The organism is Klebsiella sp. K-3 (genome assembly GCF_051207495.1).
In the GTDB taxonomy this organism is placed as follows: domain Bacteria; phylum Pseudomonadota; class Gammaproteobacteria; order Enterobacterales; family Enterobacteriaceae; genus Klebsiella; species Klebsiella aerogenes.
Genome location: NZ_JBPNXF010000008.1, coordinates 230,639 through 247,360 on the forward strand (window position 1 = coordinate 230,639; position 16,722 = coordinate 247,360).

Annotated in this window: 16 protein-coding genes and 1 riboswitch; of the genes, 11 read left to right on the top strand and 5 right to left on the bottom strand. The window is 57.0% G+C overall.

What is annotated here, in order from left to right; all coding sequences use genetic code 11:
- Positions 1-38: 38 nt before the first annotated feature.
- Genes ACSEMK_RS15190 through hldE form a run of 3 tightly spaced genes read left to right on the top strand, consistent with a single transcriptional unit; the run spans position 39 to position 5,685 of the window.
- Positions 39-1,334 carry an inorganic triphosphatase gene (locus ACSEMK_RS15190; protein ID WP_087859829.1) on the top strand — a complete coding sequence of 432 codons (1,296 nt, stop codon included), beginning with the start codon at positions 39-41 and terminating at the stop codon, positions 1,332-1,334.
- Positions 1,335-1,355: 21 nt separating this feature from the next.
- Positions 1,356-4,193 (top strand): bifunctional [glutamate--ammonia ligase]-adenylyl-L-tyrosine phosphorylase/[glutamate--ammonia-ligase] adenylyltransferase, encoded by a 2,838-nt coding sequence (glnE, locus tag ACSEMK_RS15195; RefSeq protein ID WP_430915093.1) that lies wholly within the window; start codon positions 1,356-1,358, stop codon positions 4,191-4,193.
- A gap of 58 nt (positions 4,194-4,251) precedes the next feature.
- Entirely contained in the window at positions 4,252-5,685 is a 1,434-nt protein-coding gene (hldE, locus tag ACSEMK_RS15200) for a bifunctional D-glycero-beta-D-manno-heptose-7-phosphate kinase/D-glycero-beta-D-manno-heptose 1-phosphate adenylyltransferase HldE (protein WP_015369639.1), read from the top strand.
- A 77-nt stretch (positions 5,686-5,762) separates the two neighbouring features.
- On the opposite strand, the gene ACSEMK_RS15205 is transcribed toward hldE, so the two are convergent.
- Positions 5,763-5,912 carry a hypothetical protein gene (locus ACSEMK_RS15205; protein ID WP_335207903.1) on the bottom strand — a complete coding sequence of 50 codons (150 nt, stop codon included), beginning with the start codon at positions 5,910-5,912 and terminating at the stop codon, positions 5,763-5,765.
- Here ACSEMK_RS15205 and glgS point away from each other — a divergent pair.
- Positions 5,904-6,101, top strand: coding sequence for a cell surface composition regulator GlgS (gene glgS, locus ACSEMK_RS15210; RefSeq protein ID WP_087859826.1), 198 nt, complete (start codon positions 5,904-5,906; stop codon positions 6,099-6,101). The genes ACSEMK_RS15205 and glgS overlap by 9 nt on opposite strands.
- A gap of 193 nt (positions 6,102-6,294) precedes the next feature.
- Here the strand turns inward: glgS and ubiK are convergent, their stop codons facing one another.
- Positions 6,295-6,564: a ubiquinone biosynthesis accessory factor UbiK gene (gene ubiK, locus ACSEMK_RS15215; RefSeq protein WP_015369643.1), complete on the bottom strand. Its 270-nt coding sequence runs from the start codon at positions 6,562-6,564 to the stop codon at positions 6,295-6,297.
- A gap of 127 nt (positions 6,565-6,691) precedes the next feature.
- A riboswitch (FMN riboswitch) is annotated at positions 6,692-6,843 on the top strand.
- Positions 6,844-6,949: 106 nt separating this feature from the next.
- Between ubiK and ribB the strand changes: the two genes are divergently transcribed.
- Positions 6,950-7,603 (top strand): 3,4-dihydroxy-2-butanone-4-phosphate synthase, encoded by a 654-nt coding sequence (gene ribB, locus ACSEMK_RS15220; RefSeq protein ID WP_015703517.1) that lies wholly within the window; start codon positions 6,950-6,952, stop codon positions 7,601-7,603.
- Between the two features lie 205 nt (positions 7,604-7,808).
- The gene (ygiD, locus tag ACSEMK_RS15225) at positions 7,809-8,603 is read left to right on the top strand and encodes a 4,5-DOPA dioxygenase extradiol (protein ID WP_411325536.1); all 795 of its coding nucleotides are present in this window, start codon (positions 7,809-7,811) and stop codon (positions 8,601-8,603) included.
- A 55-nt stretch (positions 8,604-8,658) separates the two neighbouring features.
- Here the strand turns inward: ygiD and ACSEMK_RS15230 are convergent, their stop codons facing one another.
- From ACSEMK_RS15230 to tolC, 3 genes are all read right to left on the bottom strand, one after another.
- Positions 8,659-9,819 carry a glutathionylspermidine synthase family protein gene (locus ACSEMK_RS15230; protein ID WP_430915073.1) on the bottom strand — a complete coding sequence of 387 codons (1,161 nt, stop codon included), beginning with the start codon at positions 9,817-9,819 and terminating at the stop codon, positions 8,659-8,661.
- 5 nt (positions 9,820-9,824) lie between these two features.
- A complete protein-coding gene (locus ACSEMK_RS15235; protein WP_015369647.1) occupies positions 9,825-10,496 on the bottom strand; it encodes a DUF1190 family protein in 672 nt (223 codons plus the stop codon).
- Positions 10,497-10,662: 166 nt separating this feature from the next.
- The gene (gene tolC, locus ACSEMK_RS15240; RefSeq protein WP_087859823.1) at positions 10,663-12,117 is read right to left on the bottom strand and encodes an outer membrane channel protein TolC; all 1,455 of its coding nucleotides are present in this window, start codon (positions 12,115-12,117) and stop codon (positions 10,663-10,665) included.
- Between the two features lie 195 nt (positions 12,118-12,312).
- On the opposite strand from tolC, the gene nudF reads away from it, so the two are divergent.
- From nudF to parE, 5 genes are read left to right on the top strand one after another with little or no spacing between them, the layout of a single operon-like run.
- Positions 12,313-12,942 carry an ADP-ribose diphosphatase gene (nudF, locus tag ACSEMK_RS15245; RefSeq protein ID WP_015369649.1) on the top strand — a complete coding sequence of 210 codons (630 nt, stop codon included), beginning with the start codon at positions 12,313-12,315 and terminating at the stop codon, positions 12,940-12,942.
- Between the two features lies 1 nt (position 12,943).
- Positions 12,944-13,366 (top strand): DUF1249 family protein, encoded by a 423-nt coding sequence (locus ACSEMK_RS15250; protein ID WP_015703512.1) that lies wholly within the window; start codon positions 12,944-12,946, stop codon positions 13,364-13,366.
- Positions 13,367-13,390: 24 nt separating this feature from the next.
- Positions 13,391-14,218 (top strand): 3',5'-cyclic-AMP phosphodiesterase, encoded by an 828-nt coding sequence (cpdA, locus tag ACSEMK_RS15255; RefSeq protein ID WP_087859822.1) that lies wholly within the window; start codon positions 13,391-13,393, stop codon positions 14,216-14,218.
- Positions 14,218-14,793 (top strand): esterase YqiA, encoded by a 576-nt coding sequence (yqiA, locus tag ACSEMK_RS15260; protein WP_213316621.1) that lies wholly within the window; start codon positions 14,218-14,220, stop codon positions 14,791-14,793. Before cpdA ends, yqiA begins: the two co-directional genes overlap by 1 nt.
- Before the next feature lie 30 nt (positions 14,794-14,823).
- Positions 14,824-16,719, top strand: coding sequence for a DNA topoisomerase IV subunit B (gene parE / locus ACSEMK_RS15265; protein WP_015369653.1), 1,896 nt, complete (start codon positions 14,824-14,826; stop codon positions 16,717-16,719).
- The last annotated feature ends 3 nt before the right edge of the window (positions 16,720-16,722 follow it).

The window sequence follows — 16,722 nt, forward strand, 5'->3', positions numbered from 1 at the left end:
TTTTCCCGGCGACGCTTATCAGGTGGAAGAATTCAGCCATGGCTCAAGAAATCGAACTGAAGTTTATCGTTGCCCACGACGGCGTTGAGGCGCTGCGCCAGCATCTCAATACGCTGGACGCGAAGCACACACCGGCAGGTCAACTGCTGAATATTTACTACGAAACCGCCGATAACTGGCTGCGTCGTCACGACATGGGCTTGCGGATCCGCGGCGATCGGGAGCGCTATGAAATGACGCTGAAAATTGCCGGTCGGGTGGTGGGCGGTTTGCATCAGCGTCCGGAATACAATATTCCGCTGGAAAAAGCTGAGCTGGCGCTGGATAAGCTGCCGGCTGAAGTCTGGCCGCAGGGGCAATTGCCGGCAGAACTGGCGCAAAATGTGCAGCCGCTGTTTAGCACTGATTTCCTCCGTGAAAAATGGGTGGTGAAAGAGGGCGATAGCCAGATTGAGATAGCTCTTGACCTTGGCGACGTCAAAGCTGGTGAGCATCAGGAAGCCATTTGCGAACTGGAGCTTGAGCTGTTGAGCGGCGATACCGCCGACATTCTGGCGCTGGCGCGACGTTTACTGGCAACCGGCGTATTGCGCCAGGGCAGCCTGAGTAAAGCGGCGCGTGGCTATCAGCTGGCGCAGGGCAACGAAGCGCGCCCGGTTAAACCGTTAACGGTAGTAGGCGTGGCGGCCAAAGCCAGCGTCGAGCAGGGGCTGGAAGCGGCGCTGGAAAGCGCGCTGGCGCACTGGCTCTATCATGATGAAGTCTGGAACCGGGGCAACGCGGCCGCTAAACGTGAAATCCAGCGGGCGATGGCTCGCGTACGCCATGCGCTGGTGCTGTTTGGCGGCATTGTGCCGCGAAAAGCCACCGTACAGTTGCGTGAATCGCTCACTGAGGCCGAAGCGGCGCTGGACGGAGCGGAGAAAGCCGAAGCGGCGTTGTTCAACCGCGCCACGGTTGGCGCCAAACTGCTGCTGACCGAATGGCTGGTTACCCGCGGTTGGCGTTCGTTCCTCAACGAAGCGGGGCAAAAGAAAATCGCCGGTTCGTTCAAACGCTTTGCCGATATTCAGCTGTCGCGAGCCGCGGCGGATCTGAAAAGTAACTTCCAGCAGACGCAGGACGACTATAGCGATCGGCTCACGCGTCTGGTGCGCGAGATCGACAGTATTCAATTGCTTTCCAGCGCCTATGCCGAGGTCGCCGAGGCCTGGCTGGAAAACTGGCAAGAGGTGCGCCGCGCTATCGAGAACAATGACCGCAGCGTCATCGAATATTTCCGTCGTCAGGCGCTGGCCGCGGAACCATTCTGGCTGCATAGTGGAAAACGATAATTTCAGGCCAGGGAGACCCCTATAATGGCGCTTTCTTCGCAGTTACAGCAGCACTGGCAGACGGTTGTAAACCGGCTTCCGGCAGATTTTCCCCTGCAAACGTTAAGTTCGCAGGCGCAGTCGGTGATGACGTTCAGCGAGTTTGTTGAACAGAGTCTGGTCGCTCAGCCGCAGTGGCTGGCTGAACTGGAAAGCGCGCCGCCGCAGGCCGACGAATGGCGCCATTACGGCGACTGGCTGGCGGAACAGCTACAAAACGTGACTGACGAGGCCGCGCTGATGCGCGAGCTACGCCAGTTCCGCCGCCGGATAATGGTGCGTATCGCCTGGGCGCAGGCGCTGCTGCTGGTGAGCGAAGAGAGCAGTTTGCAGCAGCTCAGCGCCCTGGCGGAGACCTTAATCGTCGCCGCCCGCGACTGGCTGTACGCCGCCTGCTGCCGGGAGTGGGGGACGCCGTGCAATGCGCAGGGCGAAGCGCAGCCGCTAATGATCCTGGGCATGGGGAAATTGGGCGGCGGCGAGCTTAACTTCTCTTCCGATATTGACCTGATTTTTGCCTGGCCGGAACACGGCGCCACCCAGGGCGGACGCCGCGAGCTGGATAACGGCCAGTTCTTTACCCGTCTGGGCCAGCGATTAATCAAAGTACTCGATCAGCCGACGCAGGATGGTTTCGTCTACCGCGTGGATATGCGTCTGCGACCATTTGGCGACAGCGGCCCGCTGGTGTTGAGCTTTGCGGCGCTGGAGGATTATTACCAGGAGCAGGGGCGCGACTGGGAGCGTTACGCGATGGTAAAGGCGCGGATCATGGGCGATAACGACGGCGAGTACGCCAACGAACTGCGCGCCATGCTGCGTCCGTTCGTCTTCCGCCGCTACATCGATTTTAGCGTTATTCAGTCACTGCGTAATATGAAGGGGATGATTGCCCGTGAAGTGCGCCGCCGCGGCCTGACAGACAACATCAAGCTTGGCGCGGGCGGCATCCGCGAAATTGAATTTATCGTTCAGGTTTTCCAGCTGATCCGCGGCGGTCGCGAACCGGCCTTGCAGCAGCGCGCGCTGTTGCCGACGCTGGCGGCGATTGACGAGCTGCATTTGTTGCCGGAAGGCGATGCCGCCCAGCTGCGCGAAGCCTACCTGTTCCTGCGCCGTCTCGAAAACCTGCTGCAGAGCATTAACGACGAGCAAACCCAAACCCTGCCGCAGGATGAGCTTAACCGCGCGCGTCTGGCGTGGGGGATGCGCGTCGCCGACTGGCAGACGCTCAGCGCACAGCTTGAAGAGCAGATGCGCCGCGTGCGTCGCGTCTTTAACGAGCTTATCGGCGACGACGAGGCGCAATCGCCGGATGAACAACTGGAAGAGTACTGGCGCGAACTGTGGCAGGACGCGCTGGAAGAAGACGACACTACGCCGGCGCTGGCGCACCTTGACGACAACGATCGGCGCAGCGTGCTGGCGCTGATCGCCGATTTTCGCAAAGAGCTCGACCGGCGCACCATCGGCCCGCGCGGGCGGCAGGTACTCGACCAACTGATGCCGCATCTGCTCAGCGAGGTCTGCTCGCGGGCGGATGCGCCGCTGCCGCTGGCGCGGATCACCCCGCTGCTGACCGGTATCGTCACCCGTACCACCTATCTGGAGCTGCTCAGCGAATTCCCCGGCGCGCTAAAACACCTGATTAGCCTGTGCGCCGCTTCGCCGATGGTCGCCAGCCAGCTGGCGCGCCACCCGCTGCTGCTGGACGAACTGCTGGATCCGAACACGCTTTATCAACCGACGGCGACCGATGCGTACCGCGACGAGCTGCGCCAGTATTTGCTGCGCGTGCCGGAAGAAGACGAAGAACAGCAGCTGGAAGCGCTGCGTCAGTTTAAACAGGCGCAATTGCTGCACATCGCCGCCGCCGATATTGCCGGCACGCTACCGGTGATGAAAGTGAGCGATCACTTAACCTGGCTTGCCGAGGCGATGATCGATGCGGTAGTTCAGCAGGCGTGGCTACAGATGGTCGCCCGCTACGGCCAGCCGACCCATCTGCGCAACCGTCAGGGACGCGGTTTTGCGGTAGTAGGTTACGGTAAACTCGGCGGTTGGGAGCTAGGTTATAGTTCCGACCTCGACCTGGTCTTCCTCCACGACTGTCCGATGGAGGTGATGACCGACGGCGAGCGAGAAATCGATGGCCGCCAGTTCTATCTGCGCCTTGCCCAGCGGATCATGCATCTTTTCAGCACCCGCACCTCGTCGGGCATCCTGTATGAAGTGGACGCTCGCTTACGTCCATCCGGCGCGGCGGGCATGCTGGTGACTACCGCCGACGCCTTCGCCGATTATCAGCGCAATGAAGCCTGGACCTGGGAACATCAGGCGCTGGTTCGCGCCCGGGTGGTGTATGGCGACCCGGCGCTGCAGGCGCGCTTCGATGCGATCCGCCGCGATATCCTGACCACTCCGCGTGAAGGCGCGGCGCTGCAAACCGAAGTACGTGAGATGCGGGAAAAGATGCGCGCCCATCTCGGCAATAAGCAGCGCGATCGCTTTGATATCAAAGCCGATGCCGGCGGGATCACCGATATTGAATTTATCACCCAGTACCTGGTGCTGCGCTACGCGCATGAAAAGCCGAAGCTGACGCGCTGGTCCGATAATGTGCGTATTCTGGAACTGCTGGCGCAGAACGACATCATGGATGAGGAAGAAGCGCGAGCGCTTACCCATGCCTACACCACGCTACGCGATGCGTTGCACCATCTGGCGCTGCAGGAGCAGCCGGGCCACGTTGCGCCGGATGCCTTTGACGGTGAACGCCAGCAGGTGAGCGCCAGCTGGCAGAAGTGGTTGATGGCTTAATTAACAAATCGGGTGTGCTATTATCGCGCGCAAAGTTTGCATCTCGCAGGAGAGAGTAATGAAAGTAACGCTGCCAGAGTTTGAACGTGCAGGAGTGTTGGTGGTAGGCGATGTGATGCTGGACCGCTACTGGTATGGCCCTACCAGCCGTATTTCCCCGGAAGCCCCGGTGCCGGTGGTGAAGGTGGAAAATATCGAAGAACGCCCTGGCGGCGCGGCTAACGTGGCGATGAACATTGCTTCGCTCGGCGCGACTTCTCGTCTGGTCGGCCTGACCGGTATCGACGATGCCGCACGCGCGCTTAGCAAAGCGCTGGCTGACGTAAAAGTGAAGTGTGATTTCGTTTCGGTACCGACGCATCCGACCATCACCAAACTGCGCGTGCTGTCGCGCAACCAGCAGCTGATCCGCCTCGATTTTGAAGAGGGCTTCTCCGGGGTCGATCCACAGCCGATGCATGAACGTATTCAGCAGGCGCTGGGTTCAATCGGCGCGCTGGTGCTGTCAGACTACGCGAAAGGCGCGCTGGCCAGCGTGCAGACCATGATTAAGCTGGCGCGTGATGCTGGCGTTCCGGTGCTGATTGATCCGAAAGGCACTGAATTTGAACGCTACCGCGGGGCGACGCTGCTGACGCCGAACCTGTCTGAATTCGAAGCGGTCGCCGGAAAGTGTAAGGATGAAGCAGAAATCGTCGAACGCGGGATGAAAATCATCGCCGACTTCGAGCTTTCCGCACTGCTGGTAACGCGCTCCGAGCAGGGTATGACGCTGCTGCAGCCGGGTCGTCCGCCGCTGCATATGCCGACCCAGGCGCAGGAAGTGTATGACGTCACCGGCGCAGGCGACACGGTTATCGGCGTGCTGGCGGCGACGCTGGCGGCGGGCAACACGCTGGAAGAGGCCTGCTATTTCGCTAACGCCGCGGCCGGTGTGGTGGTTGGCAAGCTGGGGACTTCCACCGTTTCGCCAATCGAGCTGGAAAACGCGGTGCGCGGGCGTGCCGATACCGGGTTTGGCGTGATGAGCGAAGAAGAGCTGAAACAGGCGGTTGCCGCGGCGCGTAAGCGTGGCGAAAAAGTGGTGATGACCAACGGCGTCTTTGACATTCTGCACGCGGGCCACGTCTCGTATCTGGCCAATGCGCGCAAGCTGGGCGATCGACTGATCGTCGCCGTCAACAGCGATGCCTCAACCAAACGTCTGAAAGGCGAAACCCGCCCGGTTAACCCGCTGGAACAGCGGATGATCGTGCTGGGAGCGCTGGAAGCTGTCGACTGGGTGGTGTCATTTGAAGAAGATACTCCGCAGCGGCTGATTGCCGGGATCCTGCCGGATCTGCTGGTGAAAGGCGGCGATTACAAGCCGGAGCAAATTGCCGGCAGCGAAGAGGTATGGGCCAACGGCGGCGAAGTGCTGGTGCTCAACTTTGAAGATGGCTGCTCGACAACCAATATTATCAAGAAGATTCAGAAAGATAGCGACAAGTAATCAATACGCTTTACCGCTCTGAACGGAGCGGTCTACAACGGCCTGCGGGGATACCTTCGCGGGCCGTTTTTATTTAATCATGCGGAAAATGATTTAGCGCAATAAATAACCCGGTTAAGCGCATTTTTCGTACAAAGTGCGTTAAGGTAAGCGTAAATACTGAAGTGAGTAAAAGGCATATGACCAATCAGAACGCCAACGGCTGAAGGAGTATGCGGATGAACCATAACGATATGTATTCTATGAAGAACTTCGATTTTCTGGCACGTAGTTTCGCCAGGATGCACGCACAGGGCCACTCGGTTGATCTTCAGGCTATTGTCGGCAATATGGATGAGGAACATCGTGAATGGTTTTGCCAGCGCTATGAGCTTTATTGTCGCCAGGTGAATAGCACGGCCGAGCTAGAGCACTAAGCCAAATGAAAACGGGCCATCAGGCCCGTCAGACTGCTGACAAAGAAGGAAAAAACGTGGTTTTTCCTTCTTTGTGGTTATCAGCCGAAAATCAATAAATTGATTTTCCATGTTTTTCATCTGCTGCAATCTGTAACTGCAAAGGTTGCATGAGATTTGTCATCAATCTCAAACGGGCCATCAGGTCCGTTTTTTATTGCTGTTCTTCGCTCTTCGGGGCAGCTGAGCGGCTTTCCAGATCGCTAATGCGCTGCTCAAGTAAAGCCAGCTTTTCGCGGGTGCGCAGCAGAACCTGTGTTTGCACATCGAACTCTTCGCGGCTGACCAAATCCAGGCGAGTTAACTGCGATTGCAGTACCTGGCGGATTTTCTTTTCTACGTCATCTCCAAGATCGCGAAGGCCTTTCGGCATCGATTCATGGACCTGACGGGCGATTTGTTCAATTTTTTTCGGGTCAATCATGGCGGATTCCTGCGCTGGTCTAGTTAGCGTTCATTGTAGTGCGAACGGGAGCGCCTATAAACCACAAATGTCAGATGTATAGTGAGTAGCCATTGATGAAGATAGTTAATGGCGTTATAGTTATCTCGCTTATTCTCAGGGCGGGGCGAAATTCCCCACCGGCGGTAAATCAACCTATGCGTTGAAAGCCCGCGAGCGCTTCCTGTGAAAACGGGAAGGTCAGCAGATCCGGTGTAATTCCGGGGCCGACGGTTAAAGTCCGGATGGGAGAGAGTAACGGCTCAGTCGGATTACGATCCGCTTGCGTTGACTTTTGCCGCTAAACCGGCACTCCTAAGACTGCCCTGATTCTGGTAACCATAATTTTAATGAGGTTTTTTTTACCATGAATCAGACGCTCCTTTCTTCTTTTGGTACCGCTTTTGAACGTGTGGAACACGCTTTAGACGCACTGCGCGAAGGCCGCGGTGTGATGGTGCTTGATGATGAAGACCGTGAAAACGAAGGCGATATGATCTTCGCCGCCGAAACCATGACCGTTGAGCAAATGGCGCTGACCATTCGTCACGGCAGCGGCATTGTCTGCCTGTGCCTGACCGAAGACCGCCGCAAACAGCTTGACCTGCCGATGATGGTGGAGAACAACACCAGCGCCTACGGCACCGGCTTTACCGTGACTATCGAAGCGGCAGAAGGCGTAACCACCGGCGTATCCGCCGCTGACCGCATCACGACCGTGCGCGCCGCCATTGCCGATGGCGCGAAACCTTCCGATCTCAACCGTCCGGGCCACGTCTTCCCGCTGCGTGCGCAGCCAGGCGGCGTAATGACCCGCGGCGGCCACACTGAAGCGACCATCGACCTGGTGACCCTTGCGGGCTTTAAACCGGCAGGCGTTCTCTGTGAACTGACTAACGACGATGGCACCATGGCGCGCGCGCCGGAGTGCATCAAGTTCGCTCAGCAGCACAACATGGCCGTGGTCACCATTGAAGACCTGGTGGCTTACCGCCGCGAGCACGATCGCAAAGCCAGCTAAGTTGCCGCTGCTTTGATGACAAGCCCACTTTACGGTGGGCTTTGTTGTTTCTGGGGCGAGCTAATATGCTTCCTCTGCGGGTAAATGGGAGAGATTTTTCACCTTCAAATTTTCTGATGATGATCATCACGCTTATCTGAGTTTATCTGCGGCTAAAAGCGCGTAATGTGAAGGAATCAAATACTCCCTACTGAAGGATACCATCATGTCCCGTACCCGTATGCCAGCGTTGTTTTTAGGCCATGGTAGCCCGATGAACGTGCTGGAAGATAATATTTATACCCGCGCCTGGCGTCATCTCGGCGAAACGCTGCCGCGTCCAAAGGCTATCGTGGTTATCTCCGCGCACTGGTTTACCCGCGGGACGGGCGTGACGGCGATGGAAGCGCCGAAAACCATTCATGATTTTGGCGGTTTCCCGCAGGCCTTATACGATACGCATTACCCTGCGCCGGGATCGCCGGAGCTGGCGCAGCATCTGGTTGATCTGCTGGCGCCGGTACCCGTTGCCCTCGATAAAGAGGCGTGGGGTTTTGACCACGGTTCGTGGGGCGTGCTGATCAAAATGTACCCTGATGCCGATATTCCCATGGTTCAGTTAAGTATCGATAGCACCAAGCCCGCGGCGTGGCATCTGGAGATGGGGCGTAAGCTGGCGTCGCTGCGTGATGAAGGCATTATGCTGGTGGCGAGCGGCAACGTGGTACATAACCTGCGCACCGCACGCTGGCATGGCGAAAGTACGCCGTATCCGTGGGCCGAGTCGTTTAACGACTATGTGAAAGCGAATTTAACCTGGAAAGGGCCGGTCGACGCGCATCCGCTGGTGAACTATTTAAGCCACGAAGGCGGATCGCTCTCTAACCCAACGGCTGAGCACTTCCTGCCGCTGCTCTATATTCTGGGGTCGTGGGATGGCGAAGAGCCGATAACGATCCCGGTCGAAGGGATGGAGATGGGGTCGCTAAGTATGCTGTCGGTGGTGGTGGGCGCCGCGTAACGGCAGCTATCGCACATGAAAAAACCCCGGCCACTCAGGTTGCCGGGGTTTGCCGTTATTCGACGAAAATGTGCGGATAGAAACGCGAAAGATCCTGGGTGATCAGCGCCCGATCTTCACGAATGCCGATCCCGGCAGGCTGGTCGTTAATAAGCCAGCTGCCAATCAGCGTATAGCTATCGCCAAATTTCGGCAGCGGATAAAACTCCTGCACGATAGTGCCTTCTTCCCCGTATGGGCCTTCCACCGCTTCCACCATTTTGCCATTTTCAACGATCGACACGTTAGCGCCTTCGCGGGAGAAAATCGGCTTAATGACGTACTTCTCAAGCTGCGGATGGTTATCTTCGCTGAAGTAAGCCGCCAACAGGTTAGGGTGGTTGGGGAACATTTCCCACAGCATCGGCAGCAGCGCTTTATTGGAGATAATGCTCTTCCACGCTGGCTCCAGCCAGCGTACGCCGGCGTCTTCCAGCTTGGTGGAGAACATCTCGCGCAGCATAAATTCCCACGGATAAAGCTTGAACAGATTGCCGATGACCTGATCCTGCAAATCGGTAAACTGGCCTTTCTCGCCAAGACCGATATCTTCGATATACAAGAACTCGGTGGCGACGCCCGCTTCTGCCGCGCAGTCCTGCAGATACTGCACGGTGCCGCGGTCTTCAACGGTATCGCGGCAGCAGGCCATATGCAGCAGCTGGAAGCCAAACTGTTCACGCAGCTCGCCGAAGCGTTCAATCAGTTTTTCCTGCAGGCTGTTGAACTGATCGCTGTCGGCAGGCAGATTACCGGCGTTAAGCTGATCTTCCAGCCAGATCCATTGAAAGAACGCTGCTTCATATAGCGAGGTTGGCGTATCCGCGTTGTTCTCCAGCAGCTTCGGCTCGCCCACGCCATCCCAGGCCAGATCCAGACGCGAGTACAGCGACGGCTGGTTGGTTTTCCACGACTGACGCACAAAGCCCCAGGTGTGTTTAGGGATGCGGAATTTGGTCATCAGCTCGTCGCTGGCGATCACTTTCTCAACGACCTGTAGACACATTTGATGCAGCTCGGCGGTGACCGCTTCGAGCTTTTCAACCTGCGCCAGCGTCAGCTTGTAGTAGGCCTCTTCGCTCCAGTACGGCTCGCCGTACATGGTGTGAAAATTGAAGCCATACTCGGTCGCTTTCTCGCGCCAGTCCGGGCGCTCGGTAATGCTGATTCTTTCCATGCCGCTTAACCGCCCATCGAGCGTGAAGAGGAGCTGGAGCCCGCGGCACTACGCTGCATCGTCGATTGCTTAGCAACGGATTCGCCAAAACCGCCGCGGGTGACGGTCGTCGTGGTGGCCGGCTTCGGCGCCATCGCGGTTTTCGGCACGTTCATGGTACGACCCGGTTGCGCCGCGCCGTAACTCTTACCGCTGGCATCGGTGTACTGGCCGTAGGCCGGGCTGGCCGGGTTTTTCGAACTAAACAGCGGCTGCTGCGCGGCCATGCCACCGCCCATCAGGCGGCCCATCATGTAACCGGCCATCAGCGGCATCCAGAAGCTGCCGCTGCTTTGCGCCTGCGCCTGGTTTTCCGGGGCGACGCCCGCCTGAGCCGGCGCCTGCTGGCATTGGCCTTCGCCGAACTCGGCGACACAGTCTTCACGGCTGGCGTATTTCGGCGCGGTGCGCGCGGCTTCTTTCACCGCGTTATTGTAGGCGGTGGTGCACTCTGCGGCTTTGCTTGGGTTAGCCGCGGAGCAGTCATCGGCGTTCTGATACAGAGAAACCGTCTCGTCAGTTTTTTCGCAACCGGCGAGCATAAAGACGGCGGTGACGGCAAGGGCGACCGGCGTCAGGTGGCGAGCGCTCCAGCTTTTGCGGAACGACGCATGATTAATATTTTTTGTCCGTTTCATATTTGTCTTCCAGGACCCAGTGGTAGTGCGTTTGTCAACGCTCAGGATAGAGTATGAGTGGTGGAAAATGAAGCGAAAGAGGGGAAAAGCGGGGGTCTTTACGTTGTCTTACGTTTTACGCCCCGCCTGAGCCGAAGGCCAGACGAGGCGTAATCACGTTCAACGATTAGTGACTAAACGGATTGGAACCGCTGGTCTTCGTCGTACGGGCGGCAGCCGGCTGTGCGGAGGCGGTGTTCGCATAACCGTCAGCAGCGGCGTCCTGCTGCGGGTTTTCCGGCGCGACGCTGTCCGGTGAAGTCGGAATCGCTTTACCCAGCGTGTTGTTCAGCGCAATCAGATCCTGTTCGTTCAGCGTACCAAGAGCAGACTTAATGTTCAGCTCGTTGATCAGGTAGTTATAACGGGCGTTGGAGAGCTGCTGCTTGGCGTTGTACAGCGTGGTGGTCGCATCCAACACGTCAACGATGGTACGCGTACCCACCGAATAACCCGCTTCCATCGCATCCAGGGAGCTCTGCGCAGAGACCACCGCCTGTTTGTAGGCATTGATGCTGCTGATGGAGGCATTCACGTTGTTAAACGACGAACGCACGGTCTGCACCACGCTGCGGTGCGCGCTTTCCAGCTGCTCGCTGGCGCCGACAAAGTTGTATTGCGCCTGTTTCACCTGTGAGTTAACCATCCCGCCCTGATACAGCGGCAGGGTGAAGTTCAGGCCGACTGTGTTTTGCCCGATATCAGCGTCCGGGGAGATGTTTTTGGAACCGCTGTAACGGTTATTAGAGACACTGGTGGAAGCGTTCAAATCAAGAGTAGGTAAATGACCATCCTGCGCCTGGCGAATCTGCTCACGCGCCAAATCCTGATTCAGACGCGCCTGCAGCAGCGACAGGTTGCGGTTTTCCGCTTCCTTCAGCAGCGCGTTCACCGCCTGCGGTTTATTGGTTTTGAAGCCGTTAACGTTCAGCGACGCCAGCTCCGGATAGTAGTTGCCGGTGACCTGACGCAGCTCTTCAACGGCGTTGTCGAGGTCGTTACGCGCGGTGACTTCATTTGCCAGCACGGCGTCGTATTGCGAGCGGGCGTTCTGCACGTCGGTGATGGCAACCAGGCCCACGTTAAAGCGCTGGGTGGTTTGATCCAACTGGCGGTAGATGGCCTGTTTCTGGGCTTCGGTATAGGAGAGCGTATCGATAGCGGCCAGAACTTTAAAGTAAGCCGTCGCGGTATTTAGAATCAGCGTTTGCTGGTCAGTCTGATAGGTGACATCCTGAATGCCCGCCGTTTTTTCCTGCAGGGTCAGCGCGCGCCATTTCGACATATCGAACAGGGTTTGCGTTAACTGCAGTGAACCGCTGGTGACGTTGGAGTTCCGGTCTTTGTAATCACGGAACCCGCTGGTATAGGTATAATCCGCGCCCAGACCGAGTTGCGGCAGTAATGGGCTTCGCGCTTCGTTGATTTTTTCGAATGCAGCATCGCGATCGGCTGCCGATTTACGCAGATCAGGGTTGCTAATACGCGCCTGCTGATAAACCTGCAACAGGTTCTCTGCCTGGCTCATGGCGCTGAAGCCAGTCAGGCCCAGGCCGATAAGGATGGGAAAAAGTTTCTTCATTTGCATTCCTTGTTGTGAAGCATTTAGCGCTACTCAAATTCTAAAAATAATCGCTGATTGTATCGACTCTGTCGCCGTAAAAAGTTGGCGTTACGTGCCATAGGGCGGTAATTTGCACCAATCTAACATACGGGCTGTAAAACGGTAGCCAAACGGCCTATAAATCCCTACTTTCGGATGAGCAGGACACAGACAATGAGCAAACCCAATCAGCAGGGAATTACCTTCTCTAAAAACGATGTAGAAATTATTGCACGCGAAACGCTTTATCGCGGTTTTTTTTCGCTCGATTTGTATCGTTTTCGCCATCGCCTGTTTAACGGCGGGATGAGCGGCGAGGTTACCCGCGAAATTTTTGAGCGCGGGCACGCCGCGGTCTTGCTACCCTTTGACCCGGTACGTGATGAAGTTGTGCTGGTCGAGCAGATCCGCATTGCCGCCTATGATACCAGCGAGAGCCCGTGGCTGCTGGAAATGGTCGCCGGGATGATAGAAGAAGGCGAAACGGTAGAGGATGTCGCCCGCCGCGAAGCGCTGGAAGAGGCCGGGCTTGAAGTTGGGCGTACCAAACCAATATTAAGCTATCTGGCAAGCCCTGGCGGCACCAGCGAACGGTTATCGATCCTGGTGGGCGAAGTTGATGCATCGACGGCAAAAGGCATTCACGGCCTGGCCGAAGAAAACGAGGATATTCGGGTGCATGTGGTGAGCCGGGAACAGGCTTACCAGTGGGTAGAAGAGGGGAAAATCGACAACGCAGCTTCTGTCATCGCCCTGCAATGGCTGCAGCTGCATTATCATAGCTTACGAAACGAGTGGAAATAATATGAAGCGTTATACACCTGACTTCCCGGAAATGATGCGCCTGTGCGAAACCAATTTCGCCCAGCTGCGCCGCCTGTTGCCTCGCACTGAGGCGGTTGGCGATATGGCGAACTATCAGGTGGGTGCGGCGCAATACCGATTAACGGTGGTCGAATCGACCCGCTACACTACATTAGTGACAATAGAACAGACTATGCCTGCGGTGAGCTACTGGAGCCTGCCGTCAATGACGGTGCGCCTGTATCACGACGCCATGGTGGCTGAAGTGTGTTCAAGTCAGCAGATTTTTCGCTTCAAAGCGAGATATGATTATCCTAATAAAAAGTTGCATCAACGCGACGAAAAGCATCAAATTAATCAGTTTCTGGCCGACTGGCTGCGTTACTGTTTAGCACATGGAGCGATGGCGATTCCGGTTTGTTAGCGTCGTGAAACCTAAGGACACCATTTGGAAAGCCTGTTAAACCTACCTCTGGCTGGTGAGGCCAGAGTCAGGATATTACAAATTACTGATACTCACCTGTTTGCTGAAAAACATGAAACGCTGTTGGGTATCAATACCTGGGAAAGTTATCAGGCTGTATTGGATGCGATACATGCCTCACAGCGTGAATGCGACCTGATTGTAGCAACAGGCGATCTGGCGCAAGACCACTCTGCCGCGGCCTATCAGCATTTCGCTGAAGGCATCGCGAGCTTTGCCGCACCCTGCGTCTGGCTGCCGGGAAACCATGATTTCCAACCGGCGATGTACAGCACGCTGCACGATGCCGGCATCTCCCCCGCAAAACGCGTCCTGTTGGGCGACCATTGGCAAATCCTGCTGCTGGACAGCCAGGTCTTTGGCGTGCCTCACGGCGAGCTGAGCGATTTCCAACTGGAGTGGCTTGAGCATCAATTGAATGCGGAACCTGAGCGCTACACGCTGCTGTTACTGCATCATCATCCGCTGCCGGCGGGCTGTAGCTGGCTCGATCAGCATAGCCTGCGCAACGCCGGCGCGTTAGATCACATCCTGAGCAACTATCCGCGGGTTAAGCACCTGCTGTGTGGCCATATTCACCAGGAGCTGGATCTCGACTGGAACGGGCGGCGGATGATGGCGACGCCATCGACCTGCGTACAGTTTAAGCCGCACTGCGCTAATTTCACCCTCGATACCGTCTCTCCTGGCTGGCGCTGGCTTGAGCTGCATCCCGATGGCGCGTTGACGACTGAAGTCTGTCGTCTCAGCGGCGCCGAGTTTCACCCGGATATCGCTTCAGAAGGATACTGATGTCTACTCTTCTTTATCTGCACGGATTTAACAGCTCGCCGCGCTCGGCAAAAGCGACGGCGCTGAAAACGTGGCTGACGCAGCACCACCCGGAAATTAACATGGTGGTGCCGGAACTGCCTGCTTTCCCGGCGCAGGCGGCAGAGATGCTGGAAGCTATCGTGCTGGAGCACGGCGGCGAGCCGTTAGGCGTGGTGGGGTCGTCATTGGGCGGCTACTACGCTACCTGGCTGTCGCAATGTTTTATGCTGCCGGCGGTGGTGATTAACCCGGCGGTGCGGCCATTTGAACTGCTGAACAATTTTCTTGGCCCCAATGAGAATCCGTACACCGGGCAGCAATATGTGCTAGAGTCTCGCCATATTTACGATCTTAAAGTCATGCATATCGACCCGCTGGAAGCGCCTGACCTTATCTGGTTATTGCAGCAAACGGGCGATGAAGTGCTTGATTACCGCCAGGCTGTTGACTACTTCGCCTCCTGCCGTCAAACGGTCGAGGAGGGCGGTAATCACGCATTTGTTGGCTTTGAAGATCATTTCACCCAGATTATCGATTTTCTGGGCCTGCGCTAAGCGGTTCAGAACGACCTACGAATACACACCATGACGCAATCTTCATATAACGCTGATGCCATTGAGGTACTCACCGGGCTTGAGCCGGTTCGCCGCCGCCCGGGAATGTACACCGACACAACCCGTCCTAACCATCTTGGTCAGGAAGTTATTGATAACAGTGTGGATGAAGCACTGGCTGGTCACGCCAAACGCGTGGAGGTCATCCTTCATGCCGATCAATCGTTGGAAGTTATCGACGATGGGCGCGGGATGCCGGTTGATATCCACCCGGAAGAAGGGGTTCCGGCGGTTGAGCTGATCCTTTGTCGGCTGCACGCGGGCGGGAAGTTTTCCAACAAGAACTACCAGTTCTCCGGTGGCCTGCATGGGGTGGGGATTTCTGTCGTCAACGCCTTGTCTAAACGCGTGGAAGTCAACGTGCGCCGCGATGGCCAGGTCTACAGCATCGCCTTTGAGAACGGGGAAAAAGTTGAAGACCTGCGCGTCACCGGCACCTGCGGTAAACGCAACACCGGGACCAGCGTCCATTTCTGGCCAGATGAAAGCTTCTTCGATAGCCCGCGTTTCTCCGTCTCGCGGCTAACTCACCTGTTAAAAGCGAAAGCGGTGCTGTGCCCGGGCGTGGAAATTGTTTTCCGCGACCAGGTGAACAACAGCGAACAGCGCTGGTGCTATGCGGACGGCCTTAATGATTATCTGTGCGAGGCGGTCAATGGCCTGCCGCTGCTGCCGGAAAAACCGTTTGTCGGTAACTTCTCCGGCGAAACGGAAGCGGTGGATTGGGCGCTGCTGTGGCTGCCGGAAGGCGGCGAACTGCTGACTGAAAGCTACGTAAACCTGATCCCGACCATGCAGGGCGGTACGCACGTTAACGGTCTGCGTCAGGGGTTGCTCGACGCGATGCGCGAGTTTTGCGAATACCGCAATATTCTGCCGCGCGGCGTGAAGCTGTCGGCGGAAGATATCTGGGATCGCTGCGCGTACGTACTGTCGGTGAAAATGCAGGATCCGCAGTTCGCCGGGCAGACTAAAGAACGTCTGTCGTCGCGTCAGTGCGCGGCATTCGTCTCCGGGGTGGTTAAAGACGCCTTCAGCCTGTGGCTGAATCAGAACGTACAGGCTGCGGAGCTGCTGGCGGAAATGGCCATTTCCAGCGCCCAGCGTCGCCTGCGCGCCGCCAAGAAAGTGGTGCGTAAAAAGCTCACCAGCGGCCCGGCGCTGCCGGGTAAGCTGGCGGACTGCACCGCGCAGGACCTGAACCGCACCGAACTGTTCCTTGTCGAAGGGGATTCTGCGGGCGGTTCGGCGAAACAGGCGCGCGACCGTGAATATCAGGCGATCATGCCGCTGAAAGGCAAGATCCTGAATACCTGGGAAGTCTCTTCCGATGAAGTGCTCGCTTCGCAAGAGGTGCACGATATTTCGGTGGCGATTGGTATCGACCCGGATAGCGATGATTTAAGCCAGCTGCGTTACGGTAAAATCTGTATTCTCGCCGATGCCGACTCGGATGGTCTGCACATCGCGACCCTGCTGTGCGCGCTGTTCGTGAAGCATTTCCGTACTCTGGTGAAAGAGGGTCACGTGTACGTCGCGCTGCCGCCGTTGTATCGTATCGACCTGGGTAAAGAGGTTTACTACGCGCTGACGGAAGAAGAAAAAGCCGGCGTGCTGGAGCAGTTGAAGCGTAAGAAGGGTAAGCCGAACGTACAGCGCTTTAAAGGGCTGGGCGAGATGAACCCGATGCAGCTACGTGAAACCACGCTCGACCCGAACACCCGCCGCCTGGTGCAGCTCATCATCACCGATGAAGACGAGCAGCAAACGACCGCGGTGATGGATATGCTGTTGGCCAAGAAGCGTTCTGAAGACCGTCGCAACTGGCTGCAGGAAAAAGGCGATATGGCGGATCTCGAAGCCTAAGCC

Excerpts from the sequence above, each read along its gene's own strand:
- ACSEMK_RS15190 (WP_087859829.1), top strand. The coding sequence starts at position 39 with ATGGCTCAAGAAATCGAACTGAAGTTTATCGTTGCCCACGACGGCGTT.
- hldE (WP_015369639.1), top strand. The coding sequence starts at position 4,252 with ATGAAAGTAACGCTGCCAGAGTTTGAACGTGCAGGAGTGTTGGTGGTA.
- glgS (WP_087859826.1), top strand. The coding sequence starts at position 5,904 with ATGAACCATAACGATATGTATTCTATGAAGAACTTCGATTTTCTGGCA.
- ACSEMK_RS15205 (WP_335207903.1), bottom strand. The coding sequence starts at position 5,912 with ATGGTTCATCCGCATACTCCTTCAGCCGTTGGCGTTCTGATTGGTCAT.
- ubiK (WP_015369643.1), bottom strand. The coding sequence starts at position 6,564 with ATGATTGACCCGAAAAAAATTGAACAAATCGCCCGTCAGGTCCATGAA.
- ribB (WP_015703517.1), top strand. The coding sequence starts at position 6,950 with ATGAATCAGACGCTCCTTTCTTCTTTTGGTACCGCTTTTGAACGTGTG.
- ygiD (WP_411325536.1), top strand. The coding sequence starts at position 7,809 with ATGTCCCGTACCCGTATGCCAGCGTTGTTTTTAGGCCATGGTAGCCCG.
- ACSEMK_RS15230 (WP_430915073.1), bottom strand. The coding sequence starts at position 9,819 with ATGGAAAGAATCAGCATTACCGAGCGCCCGGACTGGCGCGAGAAAGCG.
- ACSEMK_RS15235 (WP_015369647.1), bottom strand. The coding sequence starts at position 10,496 with ATGAAACGGACAAAAAATATTAATCATGCGTCGTTCCGCAAAAGCTGG.
- tolC (WP_087859823.1), bottom strand. The coding sequence starts at position 12,117 with ATGAAGAAACTTTTTCCCATCCTTATCGGCCTGGGCCTGACTGGCTTC.
- nudF (WP_015369649.1), top strand. The coding sequence starts at position 12,313 with ATGAGCAAACCCAATCAGCAGGGAATTACCTTCTCTAAAAACGATGTA.
- ACSEMK_RS15250 (WP_015703512.1), top strand. The coding sequence starts at position 12,944 with ATGAAGCGTTATACACCTGACTTCCCGGAAATGATGCGCCTGTGCGAA.
- yqiA (WP_213316621.1), top strand. The coding sequence starts at position 14,218 with ATGTCTACTCTTCTTTATCTGCACGGATTTAACAGCTCGCCGCGCTCG.
- parE (WP_015369653.1), top strand. The coding sequence starts at position 14,824 with ATGACGCAATCTTCATATAACGCTGATGCCATTGAGGTACTCACCGGG.